The following is a 12,852-nucleotide window of genomic DNA, read 5'->3' on the forward strand; positions in this document are numbered from 1 at the left end:
CATGCGCCTGTTTCCGGTTCTGATTTTGCTGCTGTTGCTGGCCCTGCCCGGTTGGGCGGGGGTGCCGGGCATTGCGGGACAGCCCAGTGCCTTTCAGCCGGCGGAGGGGACATTCTGGGTCGGGCTGGAGACGCCGGAAGACGAGGTGGCGGGGATCAGCGCCGGTATGCGGCCCGTCAAGCCCCTGTCCGTGACGATGCGGCAGGGGGATGGGGGCGCGCAGGCCGATATCAGCCTGGAACTGCACGAGGGGCGCGGATTAATGCCCAATCTGGTGCTGGACAGCCAGGGGCATGGGGCGACCATGACGGAGCGGCTGGACAGTCTGCTTCTGGGCTGGAAGCCGGGCGGGGTGGAGGTAAGCGCCGGGGTCGGGCGGGCAGGAGACGGACAGGTACGACCGGTCCTGAACCTGCGCCTGCCTGTCAAAATCCACCCTATTGGCGAGATCGACGTCCAGGCGGGGTTCGGCGGGGTCTATGGGCCGATGCTGGGCATCGGCTGGTCCCCCAAGCCCGGCCGCCATGTCAGTGTCAACTGGCAGCGCGACCGCGGGCTGTTGGTGAATGTGGTGCAGCAATTTGCCGGCGACAACCTGTCCGAGCCCTATTTCGGGCAAGCGCGCCGCCCCGATGGCGCGGCTTGGAACGATATCGGGCCGTTCATGTCGCCGGGGGCCGCCCTGCATGAGGCGCTGGCCGAACAACATCCGACGTCGGATAGGGTGATGGTGGCCGGTCACCGGCTGGGTCTGCCCGGTGTATCGGCACGGGTTTACGCGCCCGATCTGAAGAAATGGAAACGCCACCGCATCAGTGCAGCCGAAATCCGCCAGGGCACACGGTTTGACCGGGCCGCGACGCCGGACAGTCTGGCCAACCATTGGGAAATGACGCTGGACGCCACCCTGGAGGCCGAACCGGGGCCGCGCGGCTATCCCTGGGCCAGCCGGGCATCGGCGGGGGCGCGGCTGCATCTGCTGCCTTGGCCCGGCCTGATCCTGACCGGCGAAGGACGGGCGGCGACGGCCATCAACATTCCCCCACCCCGCTGGTATCCGCCATCGAAGGGGCGCGACGATGCGGCATTGTATCTCTATCGCCGGTTCAGCCTGGAGCGAGCGCAGATGGCCTATGTACGCGCCCTGACACCGTCGCTGGACCTGCTGGCGGAGGCCGGGCATCTGGACCCGATGTATGGCGGAGGGGGCGGGGAACTGCGGTATCAGCCGTTGAAGGCGCGCTGGTCGCTGGGGCTGGCGGCACACCATGTCTGGAAACGCCCACCCAGCGTGGAGACGCTGTATCGCGGCAGCGGACATACGACCGGCTTTGTCAGCGTCGGCTGGGAGGGGCAGGACGGCGGCAGCCGCAGCGAGCTGTCGCTGGGCCGCTATCTGGGCGGCGATCTGGGGGCGGGTTTCACCCTGACGCGGCAATTCGGGTGGGGGGTCGAACTGGGGCTGGACGTGACGGCGACCACACGCACCAGCCGGCTGGGCCTGTCGCTGAGCCTGCCGCTGATCGGGTTCGGCCAGCATGTCGATACGGTGGCGCGGCTGAAAATACGGCCCCTGGCGCGCGAATATGCCGAGCGGCTGGACCGGGCGCTGACCCTTTCGGACCTGCGCCATGCGGCGGGTTACGCCAGGGTGGCGGGGGGCTGGGACCAGGGGTTCAGGCGACGATGACGTGACTGATCACGCCACCTTGCGCAGAATAATGCCTTCCTTATCCGGACTGGTCACAATTGGGATCATGATAATGGCGTCCAGCCCGCCGCCAGGCCGATTGGACAGACGGATGTCGCCGCCATGGCCGCGCACCACGGAACGGGCGATGGAGAGGCCCAGGCCAACACCACCGGTACGGCGGTTGCGCGATGCCTCCAGCCGCACGAAAGGTTCGAAAACGCGTTCCATGTCATGGACGGGAATGCCCGGACCATCATCGGCAATGGTGATTTCGGCCCCGGCCCCATCGCTGCGGATGGAGACACGGGCAGTGGCACCATAGGCCAGGGCATTGTCGATCAGGTTGCGCAGCGCCCGGCGCAGGGAACCGGTGCGGCAGATCAGGGGCAGACGGTCGGCCACGGTGAAATGCACCGGGCGGCCGGTATCGGCATAATCATCGCAGACACTTTCCACCAGGGTGGAGAGATCGGCGCGCACCGCCTCCTCCCCCAACTCCTCCCGCGTGAAGGAGAGGGTGGCCTCCACGGTCGCCCGCAGCTCGTCCAGGGTTTCCAGCATACGGGATTTGGTCTCCCCCTCCTCCAGCAACTCCACCCGCAGGCGTAGATTGGTGATGGGGGTGCGCAGATCATGGGAGACGGCGGCCAAGATACGGGTGCGGTCATCCACGAAGCGCCGGATGCGGGCCGCCATGGCATTGAAGGCATGGGCGGCGCGGCGCACCTCCTCCGGCCCGCGTTCGGTTTCCAGGGCGGGCACCGTCTCCCCCCGGCCTAGCCGGTCTGCGCTGTCGGCCAGATCGCGCAAGGGACGCGACAGGCGGCGGGAGATATAGAATGTGGCGGCCACCACCATCAGGATGGAGGTCAGCAGGGTCCAGGTGGACGTGGAAGACCAGACGGTCGGCTGTACCATGCGGCGGTTGACGGCGTTCAGCCATTGCCCATCATCAAGCCGGACGGAGAATTTCATCCCCATTTCCACCGGTTCGATGGCGGCCCAGGGATTATGGAACCAGGAGGGTTCCGCATTCTCCGCCCGGTTCCACATCTTGAACTGCACCGCACTGGGCGGCAGGTCGAGAAGATCGATCAGCCGATCGCGCACAGCCATGGCCTGCGGGTCAGTCAGTTGGTAATCGGGCGCGATGGCGGGCGCGTCATCGACCGAATAGCGGGTTTCGCGGGCGCGAATGGCCGCGAGCGTGCCGGCGCGATGCTCCCGCGGCAAGGTGTCCATGACGCGGGTCGTGGCCGCGATGCGCAGCAGCGTCTCTTCCACATGGGTGCGGCGGACCGTGGCGGCCTTGTCATCCAGCGACGCGGTCCAGCTGGCGAATTTCGCCACCAGCATGGCACCAATCAACAGCGCCACCATGTGGGTGAACAGGCTGCGCGGGTGGCGCAGGATGGACAACACCCGGTTCATGCGGCCTTCACCTCTGTCGCCAGGCAATAGCCACCGCCCCAGACCGTCTTGATCAGGGTCGGGTTGCGGGGATCGGGTTCGATCTTGCGGCGCAGGCGGCTGACCTGATTATCGATGGACCGATCGAAAACATCCGCCTCCCGCCCCTTGGTCAGGTCCAGCAGCTGTTCGCGGGTCAGCACCATGTTGGGATGGCGCACAAACGCCTCCAGCAAGGAAAACTCCGCCGTCGACAGCGAGACGACGACGCCATCGGCCCCCGTCAGTTCGCGGCGGTTCAGGTCCAGCATCCAGCCATCAAACGAAAGTCGGCTTTCATCAGCCTTTTTCCGCGCACCGGTCACGGGCAGTGAATGACTGCGGCGCAGAACGGCGCGGATGCGGGCCAGCAGTTCGCGCGGTTCGAACGGCTTGGTCACATAATCATCGGCCCCCATTTCCAACCCGACGATACGATCCGTCGCCTCCCCGATGGCGGTCAGGAAGATGACGGGCGTGTCCATGGTTTCACGGATATGGCGGAACAGGCTCAGCCCATCCTCCCCCGGCATCATGACGTCCAGCACGATCAGATCGGCGGCACAGGCGCGCAATCGGCGACGGGCCACCGCCGCATCCTCTGCCGCGGTGACGCGCATCCCGTGTTTTTCCAGGAAGCGGGTCAGCGTCTCACGGATGTCGCGATGGTCATCGACCAGGAAGATGTGGGGATTGTCAGCGGCCTGCATGGATCGGTAATGGCTGGATGAAGATTACAGGAAGATGGCACGCAAGGGCATGCACGGGAAGGCGTGACCGCGTACCAAATTGTATCGGTTTGTGGCGGCATGCGGGCTTGACCCGACGAGACGGGGCGGAAAAGATGGCTGCCTACCCATGATGAAGAACACCGCCCCATGTCCGCCAAGGCCACACCAGCCGTCAACGCCCTGAAATCCGCCGGGGTCGCCCACCGGCTACTGGAATATGATTATGACCCGGATGCCGACGCGATCGGCATGGCGGCGGCTGCCGCGCTGGGCGTTGATCCCGCCATGCTGTTCAAGACGCTGGTGTCGGATGTGGAAGGGGTGGGGCTGGTCTGTGCGGTCATCCCGTCACCGGCCCGGCTGGACCTGAAGGCGCTGGCCAATGCAGCGGGCGGCAAAAGGGCGGCGCTGGCCGACCCCAAGGCAGCGGAGCGGGTGTCCGGCTACGTGATCGGCGGGATCAGCCCGCTGGGCATGCGCAAGCGCCTGCCCACCCTGATCGATGCCAGCGCCGGAACCTTGGCAGAGATGATCATGAATGGCGGACGGCGGGGATTGCAGATCGCGGCGGCACCAGCGGATATTGTCCGGGTCCTGGGGGCGAAGCTGGCAGCGATCACTGTAAACAAGTAACAAGTCTTTGCTTTTCATGACATATTAGAAGTTGTTCATTCACCTGTAACCCATCCGCCATAGTCCCAATACCGGCATGGTCACAGCGAACGGATAGCTATCGCCCCTACCGTAAGTGCATATACATTTCGAAGGGAGAAACGGTTCCACGGCGGAGGCGGGGCGACCATGACGGCCATCATCGATACCCAGCCCTTGGGCGCGCCGCCCCTTGCCTCTGCCTGCGGGCTGGAGACGGATGAGGCGCTACGCCTGCGGACGCTGGATCGCTATCAGGTGCTGGACAGCCAGCCGGAGCCACAGTTCAACCGTATCGTCACCCTGGCCAAGCGGGCGTTGCGTGTGCCCATCGCCCTGATTTCCCTGGTGGATGAGGAGCGGCAATGGTTCAAGGCACGCGAAGGACTTTCGGTGCAGGAAACCCCGCGCTCCCTGGCCTTCTGTGACCATGCCATCCGTCGGCGCGGGGTGATGGTGGTGGAGGATGCGCGCCTGGATATCCGTTTTCGCGACAATCCGCTGGTCACCGGGGAACCGGGTATCCGGTTCTATGCCGGCGCGCCGCTGATCACCCGCGATGGGCAAGCACTTGGCACCGTCTGCGTCATCGACCGTGTTCCCCGCAGCTTTGACGATGATGAACACGCGACGCTGACCGATCTGGCCGCCATCGTCATGGATGAGCTGGAATTACGGCTGGCGAACCGGGAACTGGCGGTGCTGGCGCAGACAGACCCGCTGACCGGGTCGCTGAACCGCCGCACCTTCTTTTCCCTGGCGGAGCGGGAGATGGGACGGCGGCGGCGGACAGGGGGCGATGTCGCCGTTCTGGTCCTGGATATCGACCATTTCAAGAAGATCAACGATACACATGGCCATAGCGCGGGCGACCGGGTGCTGGCACAGTTCGCCGACCAGATCGCCCAGACCATCCGCGTGCAGGATGTGTTCGCCCGCTTAGGTGGTGAGGAATTCTCCCTGATCCTGCCGGATACAAGCCTGAGCCAGGCCGTCGAGACCGGGGAGCGTCTGCGCCGCATCGTGGAGCAGACCGCCGTCCAGACGGATAAGGGCCCGATCCGCATCACCGTCAGCCTGGGGGCCGCCATCGTGAAGCCGGGGGAGGCCAGCGTGGAACCGGCCCTGCAACGGGCCGATCAAGCGCTGTACCGTGCCAAGCATTGCGGGCGCAACCGCGTGGTTGCGGCGTGATCGGTCACGTCGTAGACCAGCCACCACCCAGCGCACGATAGAGCGACACGGCGGCCTGCAGCTCCGACAGGCGGACCTGCGTCAACTGATCCTGGGCCGACAGCAGGGAACGCTGGGCGTCCAGCAGGGTCAGGAGATCGGTCGCCCCCTCGCGGTAACGGGTTTCGGCCAGACGGAACAGTTCGCGGGCCAGACGCACCGCCTCTTCCTGCAGCACCCGCTGCTGTTCGGCGTTGCGGGCGGCGGACAAGGCGGTTTCAACATCGGAGAAGCCGGTCAGGATGGCCTTGCGGTAGCTTTCAACCAGCTCCACCCGGCGGGCCTGCGCCACCTCCACCTGCGCGCTGCGGCGGCCACCATCGAACAGGCTCTGCGCCAACGACAAGCCCAGATTGGCGACGGCGGTGGGGGCATTCACCAGACTGGACAGGCCCCCACCCGTCAGGTTGCCGGACAGGTTGAGGGTCGCGGACGGGTAGAGGGCGGCGCGGGCGGCCACGATGTCGGCACCGGCGGCTTCCAGCTGCTTCGATGCAGCCTTCAGATCGGGGCGGCGTTCCAGAAGATCGGCGGGGGTACCAGCCCCGGTGGCGGGCAGGCCGAGGCCGCCGAGACCGGTTGCGGCCAATGACAGGTCGGCGGGGGTACGGCCCAGCAGGACGGCGAGGCTGTTGGAGGCCGCCAGCTCCTGCTGCCGCAGGGATGGCAGGGTGGCGCGCTGACTGGTCAGGGCCGTGCGCTGCTGCGCCACCTCCAGCGCGGTGGCGGCCCCGTTGCGGAAGCGGGCATCGACGACCGCCATCACCCGTTCGGCCAGGGCCAGATTTTCCTGGGCACTGCGGATACGGTCACGCAGGGACAGAACCTGGAAATAGGTATTGGCGACGGTGGAGGTGACGGTCAGGGCCACCGTTTCCTGATCCAGCCGGCTGATCGCCGCACCGATGGCGGCACTGTCGGCGACGGCGCGGTTGGCACCCCAGAAATCCAGCTCATAGCTGGCGGACAGGCCGGCGTTGGCGCTGCTGCGGCCCGAGCGGCCACCGCTGCCCGACAGGTCGGTTTCCTGCCGGCTGAGGCCCGCACTGGCATTGACCGTGGGCAGCAGATCGGCACCGGCGGCACGGGCGCGGGCGTCGGCCTGCACCAGGCGGGCAGCAGCGGCGGCAAGGTCGGGATTGGCCTTGCGCGCATCGGCCAGCATGGAGACCAGCTCCGCCGACCCGAAACCGCCCCACCAATCGGCGGCGGGCCAGGGGTTCGTTGTGCTGGCGCCGTCGGCCTGCTTCCAGGCGGCGGGCGGGGCCACGGGGCTGCCCGTACTGCCATAATCACCCTGCGCGCAGGCCGACAGGAGGGTGCCGGACAGCAGCAGTGACAGATACAGGCGGGAATGTCTGACGATCATGGGGTCACCCGAATAGGGGGTCAGTCGGCGGCCAGGGCCACGACGGGATCCAGCAATGCTGCCCGGCGGGCGGGCGCATAGCCGAAGATCAGGCCGGTAGCGAAGGCGCAGGAGAAGGCCAGAAGCATGGGCGGCAAGGTCAATTGGATATCGATCTTGAACAGGGTCAGGAACAATGACACCCCGATCCCGAACGCCACGCCGATCACGCCTCCCAGTGCTGAGACCAGCAGCGCCTCCAGCAGGAATTGCTGCATCACATGGCGGGCGCGGGCACCGGTCGCCATGCGGATGCCGATCTCCCGCGTGCGTTCGGTGACATTGACCAGCATGATGTTCATCACCCCGATGCCACCCACCAGCAGGGAGATGGCAGCGACAGAACCCAGCAGAATGGTCAATGTCTCGCGTATGGCCGACAAGGTATCGATGACCGATGCGGTGTTACGGATCTGGAAATCCTCCGCCTGATGGCGCGTGGTCAGTAACGTCGTTATCAGCGCCTGGGTTTCATCAATCAGGGTCAGATCATCGACCAGGACCGTGATGGAACGCAGGTCGCGCCGCCCGAACAGGCGGTAGGACCCGGTGGTCAGGGGCACGAAAACGACATCATCCTGATCCTGGCCCACAGGGCTGGCGCCCTTGGGCGACATCACCCCGATCACCTGAAACGGCACATTGCGCAACAGGATGTAACGGCCCACCGGGTCCTGTCCGGGGAACAGGATATTGGCCACCGTCTGCCCGATCACGGCCACGGGCGCATATTGCGCCATGGCTTCCTGATCGAAGAAGGTGCCGCTGGACGGTTCCCAGGACCGGGCCGCCATGACATCGGGACTGGTGGCCGTAATCTGGGTCTGATAGTCCAGATTGCCGGCCCGCGCCGTCATGCCGCCGGTATATTCGGGCACGGACACCACCACATTGGGCACCTTGGCAATGGCCGCCGCGTCATCCGGCACCAGGGTCGCAAGGCCATTGGCATTCCGCTGCCCCGGCGCACCGGGCCGGATGACCAGCAGGTTGGTGCCCATGGCGCTGATCCGCTCCACCATGGCCTGTTGCGAGCCATTGCCCACGGCCAGCATGGTGACCACCGATGCCACGCCGATAACGATGCCCAGCAGGGTCAGGATGGTGCGGTAGAGATTGGCCGACAGGGCGCGGCGCGCCATCATGAAGGCTTCCAGCACCTCCCGCCCTGTCCAACCCGTATCCTCCCCCTCCTCCGGCACCTGGATGGTGCGGGCAGCGACGGGGGGCGGGGCGGGGCTTTCCAGGGCATGGTCGGTCGGATGGTCGGCCACGATCTGGCCGTCCTTGATCTCCACCAGACGGCGGGCATTGTTGGCCACATCGCGGTCATGGGTGATCAGGATAACGGTATGGCCCCTGGCCGCCAGATCGGAGAGGAGCTTCATCACCTCCACACCGCTGCGGCTGTCCAGGGCGCCCGTCGGTTCGTCGGCCAGGATCACCTGACCGCCATTGACCAGGGCGCGGGCGATGGAGACACGCTGTTGCTGACCGCCCGACAGCTGACTGGGCCGGTGGTCCATGCGTTCGGACAGGCCGAGCGTGGACAGCAGCTCCTCCGCCCGTTCCCGCCGCGCATCACGGGGAAGACCGGCATAGATGGCCGGCACCTCCACATTTTCCACCGCGGTGGACATGGGGATCAGGTTGTAGGACTGAAACACGAAGCCGAACGCTTCCCGCCGCAACATGGCCAGCATGTCACGGTCGAAGGTGGAAACGTCGCGCCCGTCGAACAGGTAATTGCCCGTCGTCGGCCGGTCCAGACAGCCCAGGATGTTCATCAGGGTCGATTTGCCCGACCCCGATTGTCCCATGATGGCAACGAATTCACCGGGATAGATTTTCAGCGAGATGCCTTTCAGCACCTGTACCGCCATCTCCCCGTTGGAATAGGTCTTGGTGATGTCCACCAGTTCGATCAGGGGGGTGGCGTCGCCCCTGCTGTGCGGCGTGCTCATAGCATCCCCGGCGGGCGCATGCGCTGCATGTTCTGCTGCTGCTGTTGCTGCTGGGCCTTCAACTGGCCGGCAGACGGCTTGCGGCCCACCACCACCTGATCGCCCTCGTTCAGGCCGGACACGACCTCGGCATTCACGCGGTCGCTGACGCCGATCATGATGCGGCGATCCTCGATGGTGCCATCGGCCTTCAGCACCTGCACCATGCGCGGCCGTTCGCGCGGGCCACCGGCATCGGCGGGCGGTGTCCCGGCAGGGCGGCGACGCTCACCATTGGCCCCGGCGGGCGGAGGGCCGCCCGGGGCATTGGCCTGCGGCTGCCCGGCAGCCTGGGGGCCAGTGGGACCGCCAGGACCACCCGGCCCCCGCATGGGCGGGCGCTGGAAGGCGGCGACGGGGACACGGATGACATTGTCCGCCGACGCGACAACAAAGAAAGTCTGCGCCGTCATCTGGGTCATCAGCTCACCACCCGGATTCTCCACATCATAAAGCGCGTTGTAGAGCACGACATTGTTCACCACCTCCGGCGTCGGATTGATCTTGGCCAGGGTGCCGCGCCAGCGGCGGTCGGGGCGGCCAAGGGTGGTGAAATAGGCCGGCATGCCGATGCGCAGGCGCGACACGTCGGCTTCCGACACCTGCGTCGTCACCGTCATCACCGACAGGTCGGCGATGCGCAGGATGATGGGCGCCTGCTGATTGGCGTTCAGGGTTTGGCCCTGCTTGGCATTCTGCGACACGACTGTGCCCGACATGGGGGCGTAGATCTTGGTATAGCCCAGGTTCGCCTCATCCCCGCGCAGGGTGGAGTTGGTCTGGCGGATCTGCGCGTTCACCGCCTTCACCGCTGCCTCAGCGGCGCGCAGGGTCTTCTCCGCGTTCTGGAACGCGTCCTCGCTGGTGGCGTTTTCGGCCAGCAGGTTCTTTTGCCGCTTGTACTGCTGCTGGGCGAGTGCCAGCTCTGCCTCACGCTGGCCCAGTTGCGCGCCCAGATTCTCCAGCTGCGCGCGGTCAGCCTCCACCCGGGTCTGATAGACGGTGGGGTCAATCTCCGCCAGCAGGTCACCCTGTTTGACCTGCTGCCCGATTTCCACATGCACCTTGCGCAGCTGGCCCGACACCTGCGTGCCGACATCGACGTAGTCACGCGGCTGCAAATTGCCGACCGCCGTCACGCTGTCTTCGATATTGCCGCGATCCGCGGGTGCCGTCAGGACATCGGCCCCGGCGTCACCGCCCGCCGACCCACCCGACCGCCACCAGTAGACACCGGTGGCAGCAGCCAGAATCACCAGGGCCAGCAGGATGTTGCGGGGACGCAAAAGGGAGCGTTTGGAACGGGTGCCGGGCGGCTTTGCGGGAGGCTTTGTCGTGGCGGCGGCAGGCTGCATCTTCGCTTCTTCGGCAAACAGGTTGTCGTACCACCTTATACGCCGCACATGCGAAGACCCTGCGGGGAAAATTGTTTAAATTTTTGTCATGTGGAAACGGCGTCCCCAGCAGGAGACGCCGTTGACGTGAGCAGGCGGTCAAATACCGCGCAACCCGCCCTTGGCCCCTTCTTCCAGGAACCATTCATAGGTCAGGCGCAGACCTTCGGCGAGGCTGGTCCTGGCGGTCCAGCCCAGCTTTGCCAGACGGGAATTGTCCATCAGCTTACGCGGGGTGCCATCAGGCTTGGTCGCGTCAAACAGGAACCGGCCCTGCCAGCCCACCGTGGCCGCCACCTGTTCGGCCAGGGTGCGGATGGACACTTCCTGACCCGTGCCGATATTCACATGCTCATAGCCGCTGTAATTCTTCAAGAGATAGACCAGACCGTCGGCCAGATCGTCGACATAGAGGAATTCGCGCAGCGGCTTGCCCGTGCCCCAGATGGTGACCTCGGGCAGCTTGTCGCGCTTGGCATCGTGCAGGCGCGACATCAGGGCCGGCAGGACATGGCTGCCCTGGGGATGGAAATTGTCGCCAATGCCATAAAGGTTGGTCGGCATGGCGGAGATATAGTCGCAGCCATGCTGCTTGCGGTACGCCTGACACAGCTTGATGCCCGCGATCTTGGCGATCGCGTACCATTCATTGGTCGGCTCCAGCGGGCCGGTCAGCAGCGCATCTTCCGTCATCGGCTGCGGTGCCAGCTTCGGATAGATGCAGGACGAACCCAGGAACAGCAGCTTTTCCACATTGTTGCGGAACGATGCCTGGATGATGTTGGTCTCAATGACCAGATTTTCATACAGAAAATCGGCCGGGTAATTGTTGTTGGCCAGGATGCCGCCAACCTTGGCCGCCGCGACGACCACAGCGTCCGGCTTGTTGGCGGCAACCCACTCCTCCACCGCCGTCTGACGCGTCAGGTCCAGCGTGTCGCGGCCCGCCGTCAGGATGGTGCAGCCTTCGGACTGAAGCCGGCGCACAACGGCACCGCCCACCATGCCGCGATGGCCGGACACCCAGACGCGCTTGCCCATCAGGTCATAGGGCTTCAGATCGCTCATGATCGATACTCCGTTCCCTCAGACGCCGGGCGGGTGCATCCGCACCCTTGGCGTTCGCGACCACTCAGGCCAGGAGCTTGACGTCGGACAGAACCATGTCCTTCACCAGATCGGGGAAGGAGGTGGTGTGGGTCCAGCCCAGCTTTTCCTTGGCCTTGGCCGGATCGCCCAGCAGCAGATCAACCTCGGTCGGGCGGAAATAGCGCGGGTCGATGCGGACCAGGACAGTGCCGGTGGCGGCGTCGCGGCCGATTTCGTCCACGCCCTCCCCGCTCCATTCAATGGTCTTGCCGACATGACCGAAGGCGCGTTCGACAAATTCGCGCACCGTATGCGTCTCGCCGGTCGCCAGCACGAAATCCTCGGCCTTTTCCTGCTGCAGGATGCGCCACATGCCCTCAACATAATCGCGGGCATGACCCCAGTCGCGCTTGGCGTCCAGATTGCCCAGATACAGACAATCCTGCTTGCCATGATGGATGGATGCCACGGCGCGGGTGATCTTGCGCGTCACGAAGGTTTCGCCGCGGATCGGGCTTTCATGGTTGAACAGGATGCCGTTGCTGGCATGCATGCCATAGGCCTCGCGGTAATTCACCGTGATCCAGTAGGCATAGAGCTTGGCGGCGGCATAGGGGCTGCGCGGGTAAAACGGCGTCGTCTCCCGCTGCGGCACTTCCTGCACCAGACCATACAGTTCAGAGGTCGAGGCCTGATAGAAGCGGGTCTTGTCTTCCAGCTTCAGGATGCGGATGGCCTCCAGCAGGCGCAGCGTGCCGATGCCGTCGGCATTGGCGGTATATTCCGGGGTCTCGAAGCTGACCTGCACATGCGACTGGGCGGCGAGATTGTAGATCTCGTCCGGCTGCGTCTCCTGCACGATGCGGATCAGGTTGGTGCTGTCGGTCAGGTCGCCATAATGCAGCTGAAACCGCACATCCTTTTCATGGATGTCCTGATACAAGTGGTCAATGCGGGCGGTGTTCAGCGAGGAGGAACGGCGCTTCAGACCATGGACGATATAGCCCTTGGACAGCAGCAGTTCCGACAGATAGGCACCATCCTGGCCGGTGACGCCGGTGATCAAGGCAACCTTACGCGACATGCTTTTACTCTCCGGGGCGGTGGTTGGCCCACCGCCGTTAAAGGAACCGCCTGACCGCCCCGCCAGCGGCGAATAATCCCTGCTTCTACCGCGTCGCGGCAGAATTGTGAACCCGCA

Annotated in this window: 10 protein-coding genes; 3 read left to right on the forward strand and 7 right to left on the reverse strand. The window is 65.1% G+C overall.

Annotation, left to right across the window (positions count from 1 at the left end; translation table 11 throughout):
* Nucleotide 1 precedes the first annotated feature (1 nt).
* The gene (locus ABC729_RS22170) at nt 2-1,690 is read left to right on the forward strand and encodes a YjbH domain-containing protein (protein ID WP_495609783.1); all 1,689 of its coding nucleotides are present in this window, start codon (nt 2-4) and stop codon (nt 1,688-1,690) included.
* 9 nt (nt 1,691-1,699) lie between these two features.
* Here the strand turns inward: ABC729_RS22170 and ABC729_RS22175 are convergent, their stop codons facing one another.
* Both ABC729_RS22175 and ABC729_RS22180 read right to left on the reverse strand, forming a co-directional pair.
* Entirely contained in the window at nt 1,700-3,124 is a 1,425-nt protein-coding gene (locus ABC729_RS22175) for a sensor histidine kinase (RefSeq protein WP_495609784.1), read from the reverse strand.
* Nucleotides 3,121-3,852 (reverse strand): response regulator, encoded by a 732-nt coding sequence (locus ABC729_RS22180; RefSeq protein ID WP_495609785.1) that lies wholly within the window; start codon nt 3,850-3,852, stop codon nt 3,121-3,123. Before ABC729_RS22180 ends, ABC729_RS22175 begins: the two co-directional genes overlap by 4 nt.
* Nucleotides 3,853-4,020: 168 nt before the next feature.
* Between ABC729_RS22180 and ybaK the strand changes: the two genes are divergently transcribed.
* Together ybaK and ABC729_RS22190 are read left to right on the forward strand one after the other, a co-directional pair.
* Complete coding sequence (ybaK, locus tag ABC729_RS22185; RefSeq protein WP_495609786.1) at nt 4,021-4,506, forward strand: Cys-tRNA(Pro) deacylase; 486 nt, start codon at nt 4,021-4,023, stop codon at nt 4,504-4,506.
* 168 nt (nt 4,507-4,674) lie between these two features.
* A complete protein-coding gene (locus tag ABC729_RS22190) occupies nt 4,675-5,718 on the forward strand; it encodes a GGDEF domain-containing protein (RefSeq protein ID WP_495609787.1) in 1,044 nt (347 codons plus the stop codon).
* Nucleotides 5,719-5,722: 4 nt separating this feature from the next.
* Here ABC729_RS22190 and ABC729_RS22195 read toward each other — a convergent pair whose 3' ends face one another.
* From ABC729_RS22195 to gmd, 5 genes are all read right to left on the reverse strand, one after another.
* Nucleotides 5,723-7,126, reverse strand: a complete 1,404-nt coding sequence (locus tag ABC729_RS22195) for an efflux transporter outer membrane subunit (RefSeq protein ID WP_495609788.1) — start codon at nt 7,124-7,126, stop codon at nt 5,723-5,725.
* Between the two features lie 20 nt (nt 7,127-7,146).
* Nucleotides 7,147-9,129 (reverse strand): MacB family efflux pump subunit, encoded by a 1,983-nt coding sequence (locus tag ABC729_RS22200; protein WP_495609789.1) that lies wholly within the window; start codon nt 9,127-9,129, stop codon nt 7,147-7,149.
* Nucleotides 9,126-10,571, reverse strand: coding sequence for an efflux RND transporter periplasmic adaptor subunit (locus tag ABC729_RS22205; RefSeq protein WP_495609790.1), 1,446 nt, complete (start codon nt 10,569-10,571; stop codon nt 9,126-9,128). Before ABC729_RS22205 ends, ABC729_RS22200 begins: the two co-directional genes overlap by 4 nt.
* Before the next feature lie 90 nt (nt 10,572-10,661).
* Nucleotides 10,662-11,630, reverse strand: a complete 969-nt coding sequence (gene fcl / locus ABC729_RS22210; RefSeq protein WP_495609791.1) for a GDP-L-fucose synthase — start codon at nt 11,628-11,630, stop codon at nt 10,662-10,664.
* 64 nt (nt 11,631-11,694) lie between these two features.
* Nucleotides 11,695-12,735 (reverse strand): GDP-mannose 4,6-dehydratase, encoded by a 1,041-nt coding sequence (gene gmd / locus ABC729_RS22215; RefSeq protein WP_495609792.1) that lies wholly within the window; start codon nt 12,733-12,735, stop codon nt 11,695-11,697.
* Nucleotides 12,736-12,852: the final 117 nt, after the last annotated feature.

The sequence above is a fragment of the Niveispirillum sp. CC-CTL257 genome (genome assembly GCF_059489915.1).

Excerpts from the sequence above, each read along its gene's own strand:
- ABC729_RS22170 (WP_495609783.1), top strand. The coding sequence starts at position 2 with ATGCGCCTGTTTCCGGTTCTGATTTTGCTGCTGTTGCTGGCCCTGCCC.
- ABC729_RS22175 (WP_495609784.1), bottom strand. The coding sequence starts at position 3,124 with ATGAACCGGGTGTTGTCCATCCTGCGCCACCCGCGCAGCCTGTTCACC.
- ABC729_RS22180 (WP_495609785.1), bottom strand. The coding sequence starts at position 3,852 with ATGCAGGCCGCTGACAATCCCCACATCTTCCTGGTCGATGACCATCGC.
- ybaK (WP_495609786.1), top strand. The coding sequence starts at position 4,021 with ATGTCCGCCAAGGCCACACCAGCCGTCAACGCCCTGAAATCCGCCGGG.
- ABC729_RS22190 (WP_495609787.1), top strand. The coding sequence starts at position 4,675 with ATGACGGCCATCATCGATACCCAGCCCTTGGGCGCGCCGCCCCTTGCC.
- ABC729_RS22195 (WP_495609788.1), bottom strand. The coding sequence starts at position 7,126 with ATGATCGTCAGACATTCCCGCCTGTATCTGTCACTGCTGCTGTCCGGC.
- ABC729_RS22200 (WP_495609789.1), bottom strand. The coding sequence starts at position 9,129 with ATGAGCACGCCGCACAGCAGGGGCGACGCCACCCCCCTGATCGAACTG.
- fcl (WP_495609791.1), bottom strand. The coding sequence starts at position 11,630 with ATGAGCGATCTGAAGCCCTATGACCTGATGGGCAAGCGCGTCTGGGTG.
- gmd (WP_495609792.1), bottom strand. The coding sequence starts at position 12,735 with ATGTCGCGTAAGGTTGCCTTGATCACCGGCGTCACCGGCCAGGATGGT.